Consider the following 19,990-nt stretch of genomic DNA (forward strand, 5'->3'; position numbering starts at 1 on the left):
TTATTGAGCTTTCGCAAGGGTTTTCAAACGTGCATACTTTTCTATGTCAAATAGGTTGTAAAATTTAACCAAATTCTCATAGGGTCGCTGGCGTAGCTTCCGATGCGCTTTCCTTCCTTTGCACTTCATCCATTTAAATAATTTGTAATCCAGATGCTTTTTAATGATTTTTATGGTTTCCCAAATATGTGTAACCTTACTGATAGAAAAGTAATTTAGCCAACCTCTTAATAATTGATTAACCTTCCATACTATCCACTCAATTGTCCAATGTTTTCGATTTGCAAATAATTCTCGCAATTTTGAAAACAATTTAGACCGTGACTTCATACTGGGTCGTACATTGGTGTAATTCTTGGCATTCCATCCAAATTTGGACTTTATACTTCTAAATTCAAACCCCAAAAAGAATAAACTGCTCTTGCTACTATGCAGAAGTTTTGTCTTTTCTTTATTTAACGTTAATCCCATATTGTCCATTATACTAGTGATATAGTCCAGTATCTCTTTGCTGAAATACCATTTACCCATCAATAGAAAATCATCTGCATAACGAACTATGCGGATGTTTGCCTTGGCAAACTTCCCCTTTGGATTGTTTACAATCTGGTCAAATGCATGGAGATATATGTTGGATAATAATGGCGAGATAACTCCCCCTTGTGGACTTCCTTTGGTACTCGCTACTAGCTTTCCGTTGGGTAGCCGTACAGGCGCAGTTAACCATTGATGTATCAAACTTAAAATACTATGATCTACCAACCTTTTCTTTAGTAAAATAAATAATTTAGTATGCGGGATGGTGTCAAAATACTTCGACAAGTCCGCATCATAGACAAATTGATGCCTATCATAAATATTTTGTTTTACTTGCTTTATGGCGTCTTTTGCTCCTCGTTTGGGTCTAAATCCAAAAGAGGTATGCTCAAAATCTGCCTCCCAAAGTGGCTCTATTAGCATCTTTACTGCCATTTGAACCACGCGGTCGCGAATTGTTGGTATTCCTAATACCCTAAAATCTCCTTCCTTTTCCTTGGGGATGAGCTTTTGCTTTACTGCTTGGCTCCTGTAGGTGTGACCTTGTAAGTCTTGTTGAATCTCGCCAAGAAAAACAGATATTCCTTGCTTTTCAATAGCGTCAAAACTTTGATTGTCTACACCTACCCCTTTAGAATAGTTGCTCCTAACTCGTCGAAAAGCTTCTATAAGCGTATTGCCTTCACAGAGTTTTCCGTAAAGACTATAAGCCTTGAAGCCCTTATCTTGCTTGGCTCTAATATATAGCTTCCTCTGAAAAACACGAATAGCTGCATCGCTTTGCGATGGACTTGTTAATAGATTTACATCAATACTTGTCATTCTGTCTTTCATATAAGCATATCTAAAGTAGTGTCCCTTTCCTAATTAGAGTTTTGTTGTCTCTAACATCATAGGTACTATGAACACCTCCGACTTCTCTTGCTACAGCTAGTAATTTCGTAATACTTATGTACTAGCTTTTATAGTTGCCACCATTTGTAACAAGAGACCTCCCACGTTTCGTAGTTTTCCATCTATAACCACGCCATCCCTATGACTCCGGTAGATTGTTACACTTCATACTACTGTTTATCCATGCAACATAACAGGGTTCGAGAACGTCGAAACTCTCCCCAATCTACAGATACACTTATCGAAGCTACTACGGGTTCACACTTGCGTATTACAGCTTGGTTATTTGAACATGCCCAGCTTCAGCGAAATCCTCACAAATTTAACTGTCGGCAGCTCTTCTAAATGAACAGCAAATTATTTAGGTAGGATTTACACCTACTGGAAAACCACAACTTCGTGGCGCACCAACGTGTTTGTATAAGGTTAGTGGCGTGTTTGAGTAACTAATTTAGTAAAGAAAAGCCGAGTAGAAAATCTGCGAGGATTTTCGTAAGTAGGCGAGGACTAGCCATTAATTTTATACGTTGTTGGCAACTGTTTTTTTTATAATTTCACTTAATAATCCAATATTCAATATGTTTATAAATAAAATCAAAAGTAGTGTTCCTCCGTTTTCCAATAAATAGTTAAATATGTAAAATTGTGTTTTAGGTTTTTTAATTTTCCCTTCACCTCTTTTAAGCTTAAAAAAAAGTTTTTCAACTTCATAAAAGTCTGTTTTACTCAAACTTATTAATTCAATTTTTTCTGAATTTTTTAGTGAAATTATAGTTTTATAATTAGATAACAAAAATCCCTTTTCAAACATATTCACTCCTGAGTAAATTTTTGTTTTTTCCTCAGTTTGTTTTATAGTTTTTATTTCCTCAAACTTTAAATTAGTTTTTTGAGGAAGTAAATATTTTTTTATTGTTATTCCATTTCTAGATATTTTTAATATTCGGATTTTAAATAATTGGTATAAAATTATAATAGAAAATAAAGCAAAAATTCCAGCAAAACAATAGCCAATTATTTGATGTTCACCATTTGAAACTTGTAAACAAAAAAGTGCCACAATTAAAAAGAAAAAGAAACCGGAAATAAGTCCGCCAAAAAGGAATAATCTCGGTTTTGTTTTAAATAAAATATCCTTCATTCTTCAAATTTCAGTTTGTTACACAAATAGTTGCCAATGGTTTGTGTATGGTTAGTTGCGTGGTTAAGCAACTAAATTAATAAACAAATACGGACTAGAGAAAATTCCGAAGGAATTTTCCAAATAAGCACTTGCCAAAGCAATTAATTATACACCGTGTTGAACTAATCCTCGTACCTCGGAAGCTTCTAGAGTCAAGCTAAAAATACATTATCTTGATGGATTCACAAAAAACCTATAATGATGTATTTAAAAAAAAGTCAAAACGATTTTAGAAACGGCCTTAGACCAAGTTCCCGACTTTAAAGAACTTGCCCTTACTTTAGAAAAAAGCTTTGCCATCAATGGTAAAGCAAAAAGCACCTTAAACAATTACTTGCGCTGCCTTGCTCACTTGGCTATTTACTATAAATGCAGTCCTGTCCACCTTAGTGAAGAAGAGATCAACGACTACTTATTCCACTGCCAGAACCTACACAACACGCCTTCCGAAAGCTTTTTTAAACACACCATCTATGGTCTTCGATCTGCTTACAAGGTGATGGGAATGGATAAAAAGCGCATCCAGCTTCCGCAAATAAAAAGGCAGAATGATCTTCCCATTGTGCTCAACAAAAAGGAAGTTCGCGAGTTATTAAAGGCTCCTAAATACCTAAAACATCAATTGATGTTAGCTATGCTTTACGGCTGCGGATTGCGTAGCTACGAGCTTTGTAATTTGTTGCAGGCTGATATTGACTTTGAGCGTAAAACGGTATTTGTAAAAAAACAGAAAGGAAAAATAGACCGCTACGTTCCTTTGAGTGCTCATTTAATTAGAGGCTTACAAAAATATTTTAAAACAGAAAATCCTGTAAAACATGTTTTCAACAGTCAGAAAACCACAGATTGTCTGCCAGGACCGATCACTACAAGAGCTCTCCAATGGGTTATTAAAGAATGTCGTCCTAAGGTAAACACACAAAAGAAGTTCACAGCCCACACTCTTAGACATTCCTACGCCACCCATTTGCTTGAAGATGGGCTCAATATTATGTGTTTAAAAGAGCTTTTGGGGCACGCTCATATAGAAACTACCATTGTGTATTTGCAAGTGTCCAATTCTGGAAGTTCAGTTAAATTCAGTCCCCTGGATACCTTGTTTACAAACTAATGCAACCCAAACATAGAGTAGCAGATGTATTGAATCTAGAGGTAGATCATCTACAAGAAATAGCCCATACCAGTTGGAATGAAAGAGCTTTGCATGCGATAAGAAAATGCCGCACTAAAGCTCTTGGTGGACATTTAGATTGGTGTATGAATTGCAAGAAGCTCCATTTGCAATTCAATTCCTGTCGCAATAGGCATTGTCCTACTTGCCAAGGGCATAAGCAGCATGAGTGGGTTGCTGCAAGAACGCAAGAACTCCTTCCTGTGCCTTATTTTCATGTTGTTTTTACACTCCCAGACCATCTCAATTCTGTGGCAATACCTTATCCCAAAGTGCTTTATAAGATCTTATTTGATAGCGCTTGGGAAACCCTATCTGCCTTTGGACACAACCCCAAACATCTAGGTGCAAAACTAGGGATGATTGCCGTGCTACATACTTGGGGTCAGAATTTGCAATTGCACCCGCATTTGCACTGTATTGTTCCAGGGGGAGGTGTTTGTGAGGCAGGATTCTGGAAAAAAGGAACAGCAAAAGATGATTTTCTATTTTCAGTAGAGGCGATGAGTGATAAATTTAGAGGTCGTTTTGTGTCCAAATTACGAAAAGCACTTCCCCAATTACCCCAATCTTTATATGATAAGTTGTTCAAAAAAGAGTGGGTGGTGTATGCCAAATCTCCTTTTGGAAAACCAGAACATGTGATTGAATATTTAGGTAGGTACACCCATAAAATAGCGATAAGTAATCACCGTATCTTGTCGATTGATAAAGAAAAAAGGAGGATTACATTTAGTTTAAAAGACTATAGAAAAGGTGGGCAAAAAACCACACTAACACTCTCCACTAAAGAGTTTATAAGGCGTTTTCAACTCCATATTCTTTCCAAAGGCTTTACTCGAATAAGGCATTATGGGTTTTTGAGCAGCAGTTGGAAAAAAGAGAAGTTGCCGCTACTACAATTGCAATTAAGAGATAAAAACTTGGCACACATATTAACCTTTGCCACTCAAGAGAAGTCCTTACATCGCTGTTGTCCAAGTTGTAAAAAGCAAACCTTGATCACACTTTTTACTTTTGACAGTCGCGGGCCGCCAAAGGATCACAAAAAAATTATAAAGGATAAACTATAATACAAAAATTAAAAAACAGTTCTAAAAAGAGCCTTGACTTACTAGTGCCTAAACTGAAGGAAAATGATAAAAAACAGCAGATTCTAACACAAAAAAAGCATGATCTCACTAAAAAGTACCTTATTTAGATAAGCAACTGAATAAAAAGGGATGCAAAGCACTCTAAAAACAACCTTCTCCTCTTGTAAGGTTCCTGCCAACTCATCGAATTCCCCCTTACCAGCAATCCCGGATCAGTCAACAAATCATATAGCTTTGGCCTATCGGCAAGCCATATGCTTAGTTATTGTAAAACGTTTTTTATTCAGACGGGAATTTATATTTACCATCTATTAACTCCCAATTATTTTTCTTTCGGTCAAACACAAATCTCATATCAGGAACGTAGCCATTTGTTCCGCCACATTCTAATGCAAAATCCGCTTTTTTAAATCTCAGTCCGTTGTTGAAATGAATTTTCCGCTTTCCTGTAATATTTACAATTCCAAAATTCACGTCAACTGTATCAATTCCAATTATTTTGTGAGTAAGACGCAAAACCCGAATTGTCTTTTTTCCTTTAATTGACAAATCAATTAGTTCTTCATTAGTCAAGAATTTGTATCGGTCAGATACATTCAGTTTGGAAATTCGTTTTCCGTTTTCATTTAGTTCGATATATTTCCAACCGCTGGAAAGCAAAAGATCAAATCTACTATTCAATACTTGGACATAAATACTGTCCAATTCGCCTTTTTCAATCGTATTCAGTTCGTTTTCTTGTCCAAAAGTCAAAAACCCAATTAAAGTCAATATGATTGTCAAAATATTTTTTTTTATTTTATTCGTACAAATTTTCCAGAATGTGAAATCACGTGTAAATTCACTCGCATTGTAAAATCAATCGTATCATTTTTACAATCCGTAATCTCATAGTATGGTTTTCCATTTGACATTAGGCTTTTTTGGAATTCAGTCAACGAGTCTTTTGGTTTTTCAATAGTTTTTAATCTAAAAGAGTTCTCTCCAAGACTTTCAATCTTATATTTACGGTTCAATTCAGAGTTTGTTTCGGTTAAGTTTTGTCCGTTTATTTCGAACTCAAATTTTGGATAGTTAGAAAACTGTTTGTCATAAATAACTTTATACTTACCGTTATTCAAATCGCAATTGGTATCAGCGCATTTAAATCCGAAACAGAATAATATTAATATGTACAGAGTTTTTTTCAAAATGTTTTACAACGTACGGATAACACAACAAGTTGTGTTATCTCCATTATTAAAACACTAATCTAAGGGATTTTTTATTGATTTAAATGTATTTGTTGCCACATGAGTGTAAATTTCTGTCGTTTTAGTGGATTGATGCCCTAATAATACCTGTATTTGTCTTAAGTCAACTCCTGCTTCTAGAAGATGTGTAGCAAAACTATGCCTGAGCATATGAGGAGTTACAGGAATTCTAATCTTTGCTTTAAAAGCCGCTTTCTTTACAACGTTAACGACCGCTTGACCACTGTACTTACCAACCTTCTGCCCTTCAAATAAATACGCTTTCGGTTTCCAGTTTCTGTAATAGCAGCGTAAATCTAACAATGCATTTTGCGATAATAGGGTAAGCCTATCCTTATTCCCCTTGGCCTTTTTTATCCGCACAAGCATACGTTTACTATCTATATCTTCAAGTTTTAAATTAATCAATTCACTGCGGCGTAAACCAGAGCCATACAGAAGTTCAACAATACACCTGTGTTTAAGGTTATTGGTGTGAGCAATAAGGGCCAGAACCTCTTCCTTGGAAATTATAGTAGGTAGCTTATATCAATTTAGTTTTTAAATGTTGTATTAAAAATTTGAATTATTTTTTACTTAATTGAGGAAAAAAATATAAGCATAGCATTAGTTACGGTTCTATTTTATGACGATTAATAAGTGAAAAAGAAACTTATTTTATCCGACATTTAGATACTATATTGGTATGAAACTCCTTTCTAGGTCTTTCTATCTCATAAAACCGATTAGGCATACCCAATACAACTTCATAATAAAATTTGATGGCGTTAATGGCTTGATTAACGCAAGAGTTGGACTTACCTTGGCGAATAAGCAGTTGTAGATACGCCCGTATGTGGCTTTCATTAATGGCCTGCAAATCTATATGTGGATACTGGTTTATAAAGTGTTCAAAAAAATGAACATAAGTTCGTATCGTGCTATTCGCATACCGTTTAAGCTCTAGTTTTAGTAAGTATTCTTCCGGACAAACACGGTGCTGTTTGGTGACTTTCCGTTTTCTGTACCAGTCAATATCTACCTCTTCATTAGAGGTATGAATAGGTCTATTGGTTAGAAATCGGTTATAATTAATCCAAGCCACTCCTTTAAAAGTAGTGTAAATAGTAGACAGGTTGTTTTTGGTATTTAAAACATAGGCCATATTATGATCTGCACTCCATTTAGGATTATCCAGACTTTTTATAAGCGCCTGTAAAACCTTATCTGGTGTAAACTTGATACCTATCATTTTTTTATTGTTGAGCATCAAATGATAGAGAGTAATGTTCTTGAGCATATTCATAATTCAATACTACATTAGTTTTAGATTTTAAATGGTATATTAGTCGTATAATATACGTTTAAAAATGATTGATCATAAAATCTGTCCAGTCTGTGAATCTCCCCTAAAAGGAAGATCAGATAAGAAGTTTTGCTCTACAAAATGCAAGTCGATTCACCAGTACGAAACTCGGCAGAAAAAAGAAGCCTTCTATTTGGAAGTAGACCGACGATTGAAAACGAATCGGAAAGTATTAAAAACATATAATTTTAGGGGATTTACTACTGTGCGGAAAGAATTGCTTATCAACGATGGGTTTGATCCTAATTTTTTCACACACTACTGGAAAAATAGCAAAGGAGATATCTATCTTTTCGTTTACGATTATGGATTTTTAGACCTTAAAAAGTCAGGGAAGGACAAATACCTTATTGTTTAATGGCAAGAGTATATGAGGAAATAAATACTCTTGTACACTTAGCCAGTTTCTGAGCAATTAAGAAAAAAAACTCCTGCCAACCTCTAGGATAGATTAAAGATGTTTCACTACAGAAGTCATAATCAAAAGAAACCTTTTGAAATAGAGGGTTAGTGTCTTAACTGGTGGAAACTTGACTTCATCCTTGGAAGGCAAGTCGAACCACTTACATGAATTTTGATTGTAGTAATTTCAGTTTTTTTTTACCACTTTTTCTCTTCCCCTAGCTTCTTTTCTGTGGAAACAGTCTTATACTTAAGTAAATTTATAAAGACGTGTAAATAAATTGAATTATACGACGACCTAACTCAGCAGAAATTTTTTATGGATTGAAGTTAAAATAATTTGCATTGCCTTAGCTACGGTAATCATTTTTGATAAAAAGTAGACGAAAAAAGCCTGTGCCTAAATCGTTTCAGTAAAACGATATCTGGCACATTATAGGTTTAAATTAGTATAGTAGGTTTGGTGAAATTTAGGTCTTGTGGGAAAGAACACCTATAGTTTTGCGTCTTAGCGCAATCAAACCTAGAATAGGGCCTAGAGCTAAAATGACATAAATGCTATTTGAATCGGTTAACTTAATCATCATAGTCATTATTTGAATGCTAATTATGGTTATGGAATACCCTATACAATTAACGATAGTAAGTGCGGTGCCTTTCATCTCTGCTGGTGCATTCTGAGCAACAAGTGTTGATAAAAGGGGTGAATCTGCAATGACTACTATTCCCCAAAACATAAGAAATCCAAGAAACAAGCTTTCAAATTCACTAGTAAATACCCATGGAGAAATAAGGCAACATCCACAGGATAAAAGAAGGACCATAAAGGCTGTCCGTTTGGTCCCTAAAACTTGTGAGAGATAGCCGCCAAATAGACAGCCCATCGCTCCTACTCCAATAATTAGAAATGATAGTAGAGGAATATTAAATATGACTTGTGGATGTTCTACGTTGTATTTTTTTAGCATAATGGGTATAAAGGCCCAGAAAGCATATAACTCCCACATATGTCCAAAATATCCAAAAGCCACAGACCGAAATTTTAGATTGCGGAATACGCTAAAAAATGCTGATAAATCCGTTCGCTTGCTTTGTTTTCTGAACGGACCATCAGGCACCAGTATAAACATTAACAAGCCCCCTAAAACCCCAAGAGATGAAGTTGTTATCAGTACCGATTTCCAAGAATATACAAGAGTCATTTCGCTTAACAAATGAGGAAATGCAGTTCCCAACACTAAGGCACCAACTAAAAATCCCAGCGACTTACCAAGTCCTTTTTCATAATAATCCGCGGCAATTTTCATCCCAACTGGATAGATACCCGCGAGAAAAAAGCCTGTAAAGAAACGAAGTGTAACTAAGCTCAATAAATTGTTTGCCTCCCATATGACTCCTAAATTGAAGAGTGATCCCAATAAAGCACTCACTAAAAAAACTTTTGAAGGTGGAAAGCGATCCGCGATTGTCAAAATAGCGAAAATCAAAGTGCCGATGATAAATCCAAACTGTACGGCTGAAGTTAAGTGCCCCAAAGCACTCACACCAAGATCAAAACTTATAACAAGATCGTTTATCACACCATTCCCAGCAAACCAAAGCGAAGTGCAGCAGAACTGAGAAAAAACAATGACGGGAAGTATTAATTTAGAGTGTTTCACTTAGAATAATATTCAATTTTACTTAACGCCTTAGTAAAATGAATACAGCGTTAAAACATCTAAACTAACACATACTCACCAAACCTACTAGCTAAAAGACTCATAGAATAATTAATCGTTGCAACCATGTTTCAAGACGCCTATTTCCAACTGAAGTATATTGATTTTGGACATTATAAATGCTTTGAATAGTTCTGAATTTTTGATAACCAAAGATGATATAATGCCAAATTATATTTATAATGCCGTATGAATAAATTGAATTATTTTTTGATTGATTGAAATCAAAAATAACTAGCATAGCCTTAGCTACGGTAATTATTTTTGATGAAAAGCAGGCGAAAAAAACCTGTGCCGAATTCGTATCGGTAAAACGATTTAAGACCGTTGCATAATCCAACGATTTCGCTATAATCTCTTTTTTATGCTGATTATTTTTGGTGTTTTGTCTAAAACCTTCTTTTTAAGTTCTATTTCTAGCCTTTATAGTTATTTTTCTTATTGTTTTTCTCCTAAATTTTACAATTAGACGCAATTATCCCTGGACTTCGATACAAATTGTAACACATGGCTTCCATAAGATTTTGGGTATGCATTTTTTCTATTCCTCGATATCTTGCTAACCCTCCGTTAAACCATCTTTTTATTCCTCCAAATGTACGCTCTACCTTGAATCTTGTTTTACCTATTAATTTATTGAACTTCCTTTCCCAACGTGTTAAAGGTTTGTTCTTGTAAGCTTTTCTTAGAATATGATTTTTTAGATTTCGCTTTTTGAGTAGTCCTGCATTTTTCTTTGACTGATACCCTTTATCTGCTTTTAATGGGATGCCTTTTGGTAAATCTATATTCACTGTTTCTAGCACGTCTTCTAAATTGGCTATCTCATTTTTACTTGCCGTAGTGGTTAAGACTCCTATGACAAGACCTTCGTTATCAGTCACATGATGTTTTTTAAATCCAAAATGATACTTCCCTCTTTTCTTTAGCCATGTTCCATCTGTATCTACACTGTCAGCATACTGCTTTTTTACCTTTATCTCTTCTTCGCTGCGATCTTCGGTTACCTCGTGATTGGTCTTTCCTTTTGGTCGAAGTGGGGTATCGATGACACTAGCATCGACTATGATCCCCTTTTTAACAATGATGTTGTGAGCTTCCAATTGTGCATTAATGATGCTGAATAGCTTCTCAAAAGTTTTAGTTTTTGTTAACGCGGTTCTAAATCTACTCAAGGTGCTATGATCTGGCGCAACTTCATCTATATTCATCCCGCAGAAATAACTGAAAGAGATGCTGTCGTTCAACCTATCTTCTACTTCATAATCACTCAATCCATACCAACTTTGCAAAAGACACATTTTAAACAACAGTAGACCGCTATAGGAAGGTTTACCTACAGCACTTTTACCTCTAGAATAATCAGTATCTATTAGCTTTTCGATGTTATCCCAATCGATTAGTGTATTTATTTGGCTGAAAAACGTTCTTTTTATCTTTCTTGATCGCAAATCACAAATTGTGTCTGCTATTGTAGGCTGTTTCTGTAGTTTCATACATTAAAAATAAGACTTAATACCCTTATATACAAACAATTAAGGTGATTTAAAAACTTTATTTATTAGATTTTACCTTGCAACGGTCTTGATTTATTGCGTCATTATAGGTCTAATTTGGTATAATATATGCATGATAAAAGCTTTAGTAAACATTAGCGCCTAAGCATTAAAAAAGAAGAACTAATCCAGGAAGAGTTGTTAAGTTTCGATTCACTTTATGGGATTCAAATTTGAAATAAATTTTGCAGAGTTTTAGGTTAGGCTTTAAAGCTCATGAGAGCCATTGAAAGGACGAATTACAACTTATTTTTCCTTTTTGGAGCCACTTACTATCCTAGAAACAATTCCTTTTTGGTCTGTAAATTCTGCTATCAGGACACCCGACCAATGGAGAACGATAAAGCCAACTAAGTAATAAACACCAAGCTCATGAATCTCTTCCATTGACTTTTTGAATGCTTTGGGACCAAATTCTATAATCAGCCCAGTAGCTAATGAAACAACTACACAGATGTAAAAAAAGATATAGGTCCATTTCTGAAATTTCTCTTTGATGGATAGGTTATTCGCAAAAGGATTTTGAAATTTCATTTTTCCAAAAAGAGGAAGAATAAAACGAATACTGAATAAACCAGTCAAGACATATCCCATATATATATGCCAGTCCCACATAGGTTGTCTTATTTTCTTAGCTAGAGAAATAAGTTGGTCTTGAGTAAGTGTAAAGTCTGTATCACTAAGGTAAGTTTCAATAATAGCAGCGACACTATACTTATTCAACCAGGTTAACCTAAGGAAAATCGTAATTAACAAAAGCAAAAAAGCAATAGAAATTGCCCAGTGAACTAGTCTATACAGGTTAGAATACTTTTTAGTCCTCATGATTTTTTACTTATAGGATGATGCATTAGTATTAAATAATATATAAAAATACCCCTATAAAATAGATAACTGAACTTCTATAGCAGTAACATTTTAAAATGATCTAAAAGTAGAATGATTTCTTTAAAGCATCCATCGAACCTCTAGAATTTTGAAATTTTGGATTAATTGGGTCAAAATGATGCAATCCATCTGATAATAGATTACTAGGGTTGTCTTCATAGCTATCAAACTTTTCAATCATTAATTTGATGAGGATATATTTTTATCATTTAAATATGAGATGGAAGTATTTAACTGCATGGACCTTTCTTTTATGTCAATTGGAGAATCGAAAATCGCTTCCAATCGCTCAAGTGCGTTTCGGTAATCTTTTTCGGATTTAATTGGCTTTAATTTCATAATATTATTTTTAAATCGTTTCAGCCTCTATTTTGTCATACCCGCCTGCCTGAAGTGCAGGTTCGGCGTGTGTAACAATAAAACCGATGAATGCCCCTTGTTTTTCATTACTGAATTTGACAATCAGTCGATAAGAATTTCCTTTTATATTGAAAACTACTCGACCATTTTTTTTAGAATACTTGCATTGATGTAAGTCTGTTTTACATCATTTGGTGAAAACCATTTTACACCTTTAGCCGTATCATAACAAGTCTTCAACTACTGTTCTGAATCAGAGTGCTTTTTCTACTATTCCCAAAGTATGCTCTTTGCAATTATTCGTTTCATTTATACGGCTAAACAACGCAAATACAAAAGTTCTTATATATAGAACCTGTATCAATATTTTTCACTTGAAGGCTAGCTTAATAAAAATCAATAATATTATAAAGTGCTTTTAATTCAAACCTTTGAAACGCTTTTATTGTAGTATAAGAATAACCATATATCCAAAACATCCACCCCTTCACGACTGTTTATCGATGATAGAATACCGATAGCGTTCTGTTGCCTTTTCTAAGCTTTCTGAAAGCGATTTTAACCAGCCCATGTGATTGGATATCAAATAGGCTTCCTGAAGGGCATGAAGCGTTTCAGTGTCTAATTCAGTATAACCTTGTCTGATGTTTTCATCTCTCTTTTTTGATAAATGTTGGTAGTTGCCCAACAACTTCTCCTGTGCATCTTCCCCGGTTTCTTCAGAAACTTTTTTCTTTAATTGAATAGGGTCCAAGCTATCACAAGCCATCTGTAGCGTGTTGGCAATTTTTTGGATAAGTAGATTAAACTCTACAGAAGCAGGAGTGGTTCTATGATTAATGATAAAATTGCCGATGGACGCAATGGCAGAAATCATAGTCTGATTGAGTGTCACCATTTCATAAATTAATTGGAATTCATTTTGTTTCGATTTTGGATCTTGCGTCAATCGTTGGAAGGCTGCATTTAAATTACTAATCGCCAGAAAAGCGTCTTTCCTTGCCAGATTATAAGAGAGTTTGTTTGTTGAGGGATCTTGATATAATTCTTGTGTTGCTAAGAGGTATTTTTTATTCATTTCTAAAGCATTCAAAAGCACCTGTTTGAGATTGTTTGCTTCCCAACTAGGAAATATGGTGTAGTTTGCAACAACGGCGATTGCCGCTCCAATTAGGGTGTCGAGGACGCGGTATTGAATTACCTCGAAGGCATCGGGATTGATTAAGGAATACACAAAGACAATACTGATGGTGATTAATGCAGCTGCAGACTTATAATTTTGCTGAATTAATGCAAATGCAAATATCAACGATACTAATGCTAATACAGAATAGACCACTACATTTTGAGTAATAAGCACAATACCAACAGCCACTCCAGCGCCTATAAGGGTTCCAATGATACGATCTTTTGAGCGCTCTTTGGTTAAGCCGTAGCTAGGGCGCATAATAACAACGATCGTTAGCAAAATCCAATAGGTGTTTTGAATATCCAAAAGAAAACCTAATAGATAGGCCAGAACAATAGCAATGCTAAGACGTAAGGAATGTCTAAACATGGTGGAATCCAAACTCAAGTTTTGAACAAGAACATTCAATCTGTATTCTTGGAGTGTTAAAAACTGACTCGAATCTTGTCTTTTTAAGGAGACTTTGGAGGCTTCTTGGACATTTGCCATCACCCGTCTAATAGCTTTGATCTCTTGAAGTAACTGTTTTTGATAATCGTATAAATTTTTCAATACCAAAGCACCCTCGCGCGCTTGGGGTAATTTCACAGCATCGATATAATTTGAGATGGAATCATCAGCATTTGAAAGCGCCTTTAATAAATGTTCTTTATCTGGCATTTCATCATTTTGAATCAATAATTCTGACAAGCGTATGAGATGGTTACCCATAACTTTATTCAGGGTTTTGAAGGCTTTTAGAAATTCTTTATGCTCGCCAAAAATTCCATCGATTGTCTTATAATCTAAATGTTTAGCTTCTATCAATTCAAAAATCTTGATGGAAGAAAGGAAGATCAATAGTTGCTTCTCTTCATAACGCGAACGCCCAGAACGTTTACGGGCTGTAAGAAGTGTTTCTCGAAGTGTCTCGTGCTTATCGTTGATTTGATGTTGAAGGACGAAGGTTTGATTGAGGCGTCCATCCCGCTTGTTTTTCTTGGTTAATAGTTTTGCTCGTAATTTTAGGTAGTCCCCTATGAGATGGAGCGTATCTGACAAGAGTTGATTCTGATCTTTTTTAGGAAAAATCTTTTGAAAAATTAAAGATAGGGTCAAATACCAAAGCCCTCCAACTCCCATCAAGGCGACATGAACAAAAATTTCATGTGCTGTTTCTTTTTGAGCGGCAAAAGCGAGGACCATGGCCAGCAAACCAGAAAAGGAAACCAAAGACGCTCTAAAACCATACACTGAAATGAGTGATACTACAAACGAAATAACTATAATGACCAACAGCAAAAGAGGTAAGAAAGGTTTTGAAAATAAGATGATACTAGTAATAAGCATGGTTAGCCCAATACTTATCAAGACAGCATTAACTTTACGCTTATTACTTCCAGGAATGTCTCCAGGTGCGTTTAAAAAAGCACCTACGGCAACAGGTAACGCATATTCAAAATATCCTAAAAAATACATCACACCAAAAGGCACAGCTACCCCAACCCCAAGCCGAATACCACGGTCAAAATTGGTGCTTTTTAAAAATAATTCTAGTTGTTTGAGTTTTTCTTTCAAGCAGTTATTTATGTTTAAAAACAAAGTTAAGGTAATTGTGGGGGAAGCATTGTCTAGTAAGTTTATTTTAGTAGGTGTTCAAACATGACTATAAAATCACCAAACATTAACTGTTTTTAAAACCCTTTTCAGTACTGACTGATTTTGTGTTGTAGTCAATTGAAGAAATCAGCTGTCCGAAAACAGATTTACTTGAAAAACAATTACTTTTACCCATCGTGTATTGTATTTCACAATACTAAATTACAATTCATTTAAAAAAGCCCTCTTTTGGGTTTCTTTTTTATCGGACAACAAGGATTAAAAATATAATATGGTTTGCTTTTTTAAAAAATCCACTTATAAATGAGGAGTAAATGTAAAGAACAGCCTTAATTAAATACAAAAAAAATCTAACTCTTAGACAAATAAAATGAATGAAAGCACTTTAATTAAAAATGTAACTCTTGTGAATGAAGGGAAAATACAAGTTGTAGATGTACTCATTGCTGAGGGACTTATACAGCAAATTGGAAAGATTGAGGTTAACCCAAACCACAAAATAATAGACGGCACTGGCAAACACCTCTTCCCAGGAATCATAGATGGTCAAGTTCATTTTAGAGACCCAGGCCTAACCCATAAAGGCGACTTATACACCGAAAGCAAAGCCGCTATAGCTGGTGGAGTGACTTCTTTTATAGATATGCCAAATACAGTTCCAAATATCTTGACTGTTGAAAGCTTAAAAGAAAAATTTGACATTGCTTCCAAAAAATCACTAGCAAACTACTCCTTCTTCCTCGGTGTAAATGGTGATAATATAGATGAGGTTGTAAAAATGGATACAAGCCAATTTATTGGTGTTTCTGATGATGGCTTGTATTTTACCAAAAAAGGAAATCTACTGGCAGATAATCCTGAAATAATGGAAAAACTATTTGCCAACTGCAAATCTATTATCGCCATTCATTCTGAAAAGGAAGAAATTGTAGAAAAAAACGAACAGGCCTTTAGAGAGAAATACGGCGATGATATACCTGCAAAATTTCATCCTGTGATCAGGAGCACTGAAGGCTGTTATGAAGCTACCAAACGCGCTATAGATTTAGCAAAAAAACACGACGCCAGATTGCATATTTTGCATTTAACTACGGAAGCAGAAACTCATTTATTTCGTAACGATATCCCACTGAAAGAAAAAAAAATAACAACCGAAGTTTCTGTACATCACCTCTGGTTTTCAGACGTCGACTATGAGCGATTAGGAATGCTTATTAAATGGAATCCAGCCATAAAAACAAAAAAAGACAAAGAAGGCTTATTAAAGGCACTACTTGATGATAGAATAGATCTTATAACCACAGACCACGCCCCGCATACGTTGGAAGAAAAACAACAACCCTATTTTCAATCTATGTCGGGTGCACCCATGGTTCAGCATACGCTCAATTGTATGTTGGAGTTTTATAAACAAGGCCTCATTTCATTAGAGAAAATTGTCGAAAAAATGTGCCATAACCCTGCTATTTTATATAGTATGACCAACAGGGGATTTATCCGAGAAGGGTATTACGCTGACTTAACCTTAGTAGATTTAAACAACCCGTGGACAGTGACCAAAGACAACCTGCTTTACAAATGCGGTTGGTCTCCTCTGGAAGGAACAGCATTTCAAACAAAAATTGAACACACTTTTGTAAATGGAAATTTGATTTATGACCATGGTAGTTTTAAGGAAGATACATTTGGGATGCCCATAGATTTCAATACTAAAGAGAAACAAAAATGACCCAAATTTCAAGTGACATTTCAAAAGCAATTGAACTCCTAAATAAAGAAGATGTCGTAGCAATACCTACCGAAACTGTTTATGGATTGGCAGGAAATATCTATAGTGAAAAAGCAATTCGAAAAATATTTCAGGTCAAACAAAGACCTTTATTTAATCCGTTAATTGTTCATATACCTTCTATCGACCAACTTGAAAAAGTAGCACGTGAATTTCCGATTAAGGCTCAAAAGCTGGCTGAAGCCTTTTGGCCTGGTTCTTTAACGCTAATTTTGCCTAAAAAATCAAACATACTTGAGATAGTAACTGGGGGTAAAGATACCGTTGGCGTTAGAATTCCAAACCACCCCGTTACTCTAAGTTTGTTAAAACAATTATCTTTTCCACTAGCAGCTCCAAGCGCAAATCCCTATAACAGGATTAGTCCCACAAGTTCTTATCACGTTGAAGGGTATTTTGGAAACGCATTACCTATGGTGCTTGAAGGTGGTGAATGCAAAAACGGAATAGAATCTACCATTATTGGCTTCGAAAATAACGAAGCTATACTCTATAGGCTAGGAGCTATTTCTGTAGAAGAAATTGAAAAAATAATTGGAAAAATTCAGATAAGAAACAAAAGCGACACAACCCCTAATGCCCCAGGAATGTTAGCAAAACACTACGCCCCCAAAACAAAGATGTACCTTTTGGACGATATTGATGAATTTATTGAAAATAACAAAAGTAAGAAAATTGGTGTCCTAAGATTCCAAGGAAAGCTGAATACCACGCGTTTTGAACATATAGAAATCTTATCAAAATCTGGAGATTTAAAGGAAGCTGCTTCCAAGCTCTACAGTACATTACATAAACTAGATAACTTAAATTTAGATATAATTGTAGCTGAAAGATTTCCAGATGTTGGTCTAGGTAAATCTATTAATGATAGATTAGAAAGAGCCATAAAATAATTATTACTTACTTCATGGATACTGCTTTATTTAAAAATAGACGTCTAGTCATAGCCACAAAACACGAAAAGGAAAGAGTGATTGCACCTCTTTTAGAGGAGGCTTTAGGAGTATCATGCTTTATAAAAGAGGGTTTCGATACAGACAAGTGGGGAACTTTTTCTGGCGAGGTAGAAAGAAAACAAGACCCCATAGCTACTGCAAGGCAAAAATGTTTGAAGGCAATGGAACTAAGCAATTGTGAGTTAGGTGTAGCTAGTGAAGGTTCCTTTGGCGCTCATCCTTCCGTATTCTTTACAAGTGCTGATGATGAGTTTTTGATTTTTATTGATAAGAAAAACAACTTGGAAATTATAGCCAGAGAATTAAGTATGGAAACCAATTTTAATGGTCAGGAAATTAAAACAGAGACAGATCTATTGGACTTTGCAGAATTGGTAAAATTCCCATCGCATGGCCTTATACTTCGTGAGTCAAAAACGGACACTACTACTATAATAAAAGGGATAACAGATGTAAGTCAATTAAAAAAGGCCTTTAAAGAACTGATGAACACGTTAGATTCTGTTTATGCAGAAACGGATATGAGAGCAATGTTCAACCCAAGCAGAATGGCTGTCATTGAAAATGCAACCAAAAATTTGATTGCTAAAGTAAATTCCTGCTGTCCCCGATGTACTAGTCCTGGTTTTGGAATATCGGATGTTAAGAAAGGATTAAAATGCAGCTGGTGTGGATTGCCTACCAACTCGACATTAAGTTTTATATATAGCTGCCAGAAATGCAATTTTACTAAAGAAGACATGTATCCACATAAAAAAAGAACAGAAGACCCCATGTATTGCGATTATTGCAATCCATAAATGAATGAATAATAGGAATAAGGCATGGAATAGAAATTTTTTTAATGACCAAAATGGATTTTAAAATTGAGTAAGCAAAGAAAATATAATTTGAACGAAATTGGATGTCATGTTAAGTAGTGTAAACTAAGACTTTAACATTCCAAATTGAAAGTTGGTCTTCTGCTCAAACTGGTGAAATAATACCACATAGAAAATTCAATCATAGCAGTAAATCTAAGTTGGAAGGAAATCTCAACCGAACGCGCTGAACAAACTGAATTTAAAGAAAATCAAAAAAAATACCTTAGGTCTATAATTGCAATCAATTTTATCTTTTTTACTATCGAAATGTCTACGGCTTATTCTCAAAACCCAAGGGTTTTGTTGTCGATAGCTTATATATGCAAGCAAATAGCTTAGTCCACAAAATTGGTTTATTTAAGAACTGGAATAATGCTATCTCCAAAATCACACTTATTTTTGGTAAGCCTTCTGGTAAGATGACCATATTTCGTAGATGGGCTGTCCTTTGGAACTATTCCCTTGGTGATGCCATTCTCCCTTTATAACCTCATAATTAAATTCTAGATCTGCCCCTACTCGATCTTTATCCTTTGAGAAAAAAGTAATACGCTCGGTATAAATACCGTTTTGGGCAGTGTATGTTCCACCACCACTAGCTCCTAAAGTTTTAGTATCAGAATTAAACGCTATCCATTGAAAACGACCACCTCCCAGAATTTTAACGGTACGTCTATCACCTGGTGTCATAGTCTTCATCTCTCCATCGCGTTGCCTACCCGTAATGACCCAATTACCATTTAGATCGTCATTATTTATAGAAACCCTTTCCCAAACCTTGTTCGAGGTTGCACTTGAAAGTTGAATACTACTTTCGTTAACCCAAGTCATTAAATACTGGTGCTCTATCCCGATCTTAGAATCATCATAAGTATCAAAGTCTCTAATTTCTATAAGATTTTTATTATCTATACGAAACTCACCTCCGGCTGCTCCTAGAAATGAATTATCCAATACATCCCTAGATCCTAAAGCAAAGTAACCCTCCTGTACAATCTTTATAACTTCTCGATTGGTTACAGCCTCACCGTTTAGATAGGTAAGCGTCCAAGCTCCATCCATAGTTTGTGCCTTTGAAATAAATAGACCTAGAAAAAGGACACATAAAAAGAGTAGGCATTTCATCAGTTTTGGAATTAGATTAGAACTCTTAATTTAGAAAAATAAGAGTTCTAATGGTTAAGTGAACC

The 19,990-nt window shown here is 35.1% G+C and carries 20 protein-coding genes and 1 pseudogene; 7 read left to right on the forward strand and 14 right to left on the reverse strand.

Annotated features, from left to right (window positions below):
• Positions 1 to 1,371: a group II intron reverse transcriptase/maturase gene (ltrA, locus tag P700755_RS00005; RefSeq protein WP_015022701.1), complete on the reverse strand. Its 1,371-nt coding sequence runs from the start codon at positions 1,369 to 1,371 to the stop codon at positions 1 to 3.
• 243 nt (positions 1,372 to 1,614) lie between these two features.
• Between ltrA and P700755_RS19745 the strand changes: the two genes are divergently transcribed.
• Positions 1,615 to 1,776: a hypothetical protein gene (locus P700755_RS19745; RefSeq protein WP_157609228.1), complete on the forward strand. Its 162-nt coding sequence runs from the start codon at positions 1,615 to 1,617 to the stop codon at positions 1,774 to 1,776.
• A 175-nt stretch (positions 1,777 to 1,951) separates the two neighbouring features.
• Here the strand turns inward: P700755_RS19745 and P700755_RS00010 are convergent, their stop codons facing one another.
• Entirely contained in the window at positions 1,952 to 2,572 is a 621-nt protein-coding gene (locus P700755_RS00010; RefSeq protein WP_015022702.1) for a hypothetical protein, read from the reverse strand.
• Positions 2,573 to 2,948: 376 nt separating this feature from the next.
• On the opposite strand from P700755_RS00010, the gene P700755_RS00015 reads away from it, so the two are divergent.
• Entirely contained in the window at positions 2,949 to 3,725 is a 777-nt protein-coding gene (locus P700755_RS00015) for a tyrosine-type recombinase/integrase (protein WP_015022703.1), read from the forward strand.
• Entirely contained in the window at positions 3,725 to 4,858 is a 1,134-nt protein-coding gene (locus tag P700755_RS00020) for an IS91 family transposase (RefSeq protein ID WP_015022704.1), read from the forward strand. Before P700755_RS00015 ends, P700755_RS00020 begins: the two co-directional genes overlap by 1 nt.
• Positions 4,859 to 5,158: 300 nt before the next feature.
• Here the strand turns inward: P700755_RS00020 and P700755_RS00025 are convergent, their stop codons facing one another.
• The 4 genes and pseudogenes from P700755_RS00025 to P700755_RS00040 all read right to left on the reverse strand — a co-directional run bounded on the left by P700755_RS00025 (position 5,159) and on the right by P700755_RS00040 (position 7,363).
• On the reverse strand, positions 5,159 to 5,662 hold the full coding sequence (locus P700755_RS00025; RefSeq protein ID WP_015022705.1) for a hypothetical protein: 504 nt from the start codon (positions 5,660 to 5,662) through the stop codon (positions 5,159 to 5,161).
• A gap of 11 nt (positions 5,663 to 5,673) precedes the next feature.
• On the reverse strand, positions 5,674 to 6,069 hold the full coding sequence (locus P700755_RS00030) for a hypothetical protein (protein ID WP_245535975.1): 396 nt from the start codon (positions 6,067 to 6,069) through the stop codon (positions 5,674 to 5,676).
• A gap of 57 nt (positions 6,070 to 6,126) precedes the next feature.
• A pseudogene (locus P700755_RS00035) lies at positions 6,127 to 6,657 on the reverse strand (tyrosine-type recombinase/integrase); the annotation flags it as partial.
• 127 nt (positions 6,658 to 6,784) lie between these two features.
• Complete coding sequence (locus P700755_RS00040; protein ID WP_245535976.1) at positions 6,785 to 7,363, reverse strand: phage integrase N-terminal SAM-like domain-containing protein; 579 nt, start codon at positions 7,361 to 7,363, stop codon at positions 6,785 to 6,787.
• Between the two features lie 118 nt (positions 7,364 to 7,481).
• On the opposite strand from P700755_RS00040, the gene P700755_RS00045 reads away from it, so the two are divergent.
• Positions 7,482 to 7,835 (forward strand): DUF2116 family Zn-ribbon domain-containing protein, encoded by a 354-nt coding sequence (locus tag P700755_RS00045; protein ID WP_015022707.1) that lies wholly within the window; start codon positions 7,482 to 7,484, stop codon positions 7,833 to 7,835.
• Between the two features lie 514 nt (positions 7,836 to 8,349).
• On the opposite strand, the gene P700755_RS00050 is transcribed toward P700755_RS00045, so the two are convergent.
• From P700755_RS00050 to P700755_RS00065, 7 genes are all read right to left on the reverse strand, one after another.
• The gene (locus tag P700755_RS00050; RefSeq protein ID WP_015022708.1) at positions 8,350 to 9,540 is read right to left on the reverse strand and encodes an MFS transporter; all 1,191 of its coding nucleotides are present in this window, start codon (positions 9,538 to 9,540) and stop codon (positions 8,350 to 8,352) included.
• Positions 9,541 to 10,052: 512 nt separating this feature from the next.
• Positions 10,053 to 11,096, reverse strand: coding sequence for an IS5 family transposase (locus tag P700755_RS00055; RefSeq protein ID WP_015022709.1), 1,044 nt, complete (start codon positions 11,094 to 11,096; stop codon positions 10,053 to 10,055).
• A gap of 306 nt (positions 11,097 to 11,402) precedes the next feature.
• Positions 11,403 to 11,981: a cytochrome b/b6 domain-containing protein gene (locus tag P700755_RS00060; protein WP_015022710.1), complete on the reverse strand. Its 579-nt coding sequence runs from the start codon at positions 11,979 to 11,981 to the stop codon at positions 11,403 to 11,405.
• A gap of 103 nt (positions 11,982 to 12,084) precedes the next feature.
• A complete protein-coding gene (locus tag P700755_RS19750) occupies positions 12,085 to 12,225 on the reverse strand; it encodes a hypothetical protein (protein WP_015022711.1) in 141 nt (46 codons plus the stop codon).
• A complete protein-coding gene (locus tag P700755_RS20470; protein WP_245535977.1) occupies positions 12,225 to 12,383 on the reverse strand; it encodes a hypothetical protein in 159 nt (52 codons plus the stop codon). The genes P700755_RS19750 and P700755_RS20470 overlap by 1 nt, the downstream gene beginning before the upstream one ends.
• A 10-nt stretch (positions 12,384 to 12,393) precedes the next feature.
• Positions 12,394 to 12,531: a type II toxin-antitoxin system HigB family toxin gene (locus P700755_RS21150; RefSeq protein ID WP_425357625.1), complete on the reverse strand. Its 138-nt coding sequence runs from the start codon at positions 12,529 to 12,531 to the stop codon at positions 12,394 to 12,396.
• Between the two features lie 360 nt (positions 12,532 to 12,891).
• Positions 12,892 to 15,150: an FUSC family protein gene (locus tag P700755_RS00065; protein WP_015022712.1), complete on the reverse strand. Its 2,259-nt coding sequence runs from the start codon at positions 15,148 to 15,150 to the stop codon at positions 12,892 to 12,894.
• Between the two features lie 412 nt (positions 15,151 to 15,562).
• Here P700755_RS00065 and P700755_RS00070 point away from each other — a divergent pair, with 412 nt between their 5' ends.
• Genes P700755_RS00070 through P700755_RS00080 form a run of 3 tightly spaced genes read left to right on the forward strand, consistent with a single transcriptional unit; the run spans position 15,563 to position 18,737 of the window.
• Complete coding sequence (locus tag P700755_RS00070) at positions 15,563 to 16,921, forward strand: dihydroorotase (protein ID WP_015022713.1); 1,359 nt, start codon at positions 15,563 to 15,565, stop codon at positions 16,919 to 16,921.
• Positions 16,918 to 17,874: an L-threonylcarbamoyladenylate synthase gene (locus P700755_RS00075; protein ID WP_015022714.1), complete on the forward strand. Its 957-nt coding sequence runs from the start codon at positions 16,918 to 16,920 to the stop codon at positions 17,872 to 17,874. Before P700755_RS00070 ends, P700755_RS00075 begins: the two co-directional genes overlap by 4 nt.
• A 14-nt stretch (positions 17,875 to 17,888) precedes the next feature.
• The gene (locus tag P700755_RS00080; RefSeq protein ID WP_015022715.1) at positions 17,889 to 18,737 is read left to right on the forward strand and encodes a DC1 domain-containing protein; all 849 of its coding nucleotides are present in this window, start codon (positions 17,889 to 17,891) and stop codon (positions 18,735 to 18,737) included.
• 456 nt (positions 18,738 to 19,193) lie between these two features.
• On the opposite strand, the gene P700755_RS00085 is transcribed toward P700755_RS00080, so the two are convergent.
• Entirely contained in the window at positions 19,194 to 19,925 is a 732-nt protein-coding gene (locus P700755_RS00085) for a hypothetical protein (protein WP_015022716.1), read from the reverse strand.
• Between the last annotated feature and the right edge of the window lie 65 nt (positions 19,926 to 19,990).

The organism is Psychroflexus torquis ATCC 700755, from assembly GCF_000153485.2.
Taxonomy (GTDB): domain Bacteria; phylum Bacteroidota; class Bacteroidia; order Flavobacteriales; family Flavobacteriaceae; genus Psychroflexus; species Psychroflexus torquis.

Coding starts and splice junctions, on each gene's coding strand:
- P700755_RS00055 (WP_015022709.1), bottom strand. CDS start 11,096: ATGAAACTACAGAAACAGCCTACAATAGCAGACACAATTTGTGATTTG.
- P700755_RS00010 (WP_015022702.1), bottom strand. CDS start 2,572: ATGAAGGATATTTTATTTAAAACAAAACCGAGATTATTCCTTTTTGGC.
- P700755_RS20470 (WP_245535977.1), bottom strand. CDS start 12,383: ATGAAATTAAAGCCAATTAAATCCGAAAAAGATTACCGAAACGCACTT.
- P700755_RS00020 (WP_015022704.1), top strand. CDS start 3,725: ATGCAACCCAAACATAGAGTAGCAGATGTATTGAATCTAGAGGTAGAT.
- P700755_RS00080 (WP_015022715.1), top strand. CDS start 17,889: ATGGATACTGCTTTATTTAAAAATAGACGTCTAGTCATAGCCACAAAA.
- P700755_RS00040 (WP_245535976.1), bottom strand. CDS start 7,363: ATGATAGGTATCAAGTTTACACCAGATAAGGTTTTACAGGCGCTTATA.
- P700755_RS00060 (WP_015022710.1), bottom strand. CDS start 11,981: ATGAGGACTAAAAAGTATTCTAACCTGTATAGACTAGTTCACTGGGCA.
- P700755_RS00085 (WP_015022716.1), bottom strand. CDS start 19,925: ATGAAATGCCTACTCTTTTTATGTGTCCTTTTTCTAGGTCTATTTATT.
- ltrA (WP_015022701.1), bottom strand. CDS start 1,371: ATGAAAGACAGAATGACAAGTATTGATGTAAATCTATTAACAAGTCCA.
- P700755_RS00070 (WP_015022713.1), top strand. CDS start 15,563: ATGAATGAAAGCACTTTAATTAAAAATGTAACTCTTGTGAATGAAGGG.
- P700755_RS19750 (WP_015022711.1), bottom strand. CDS start 12,225: ATGATTGAAAAGTTTGATAGCTATGAAGACAACCCTAGTAATCTATTA.
- P700755_RS00075 (WP_015022714.1), top strand. CDS start 16,918: ATGACCCAAATTTCAAGTGACATTTCAAAAGCAATTGAACTCCTAAAT.
- P700755_RS00045 (WP_015022707.1), top strand. CDS start 7,482: ATGATTGATCATAAAATCTGTCCAGTCTGTGAATCTCCCCTAAAAGGA.
- P700755_RS19745 (WP_157609228.1), top strand. CDS start 1,615: ATGCAACATAACAGGGTTCGAGAACGTCGAAACTCTCCCCAATCTACA.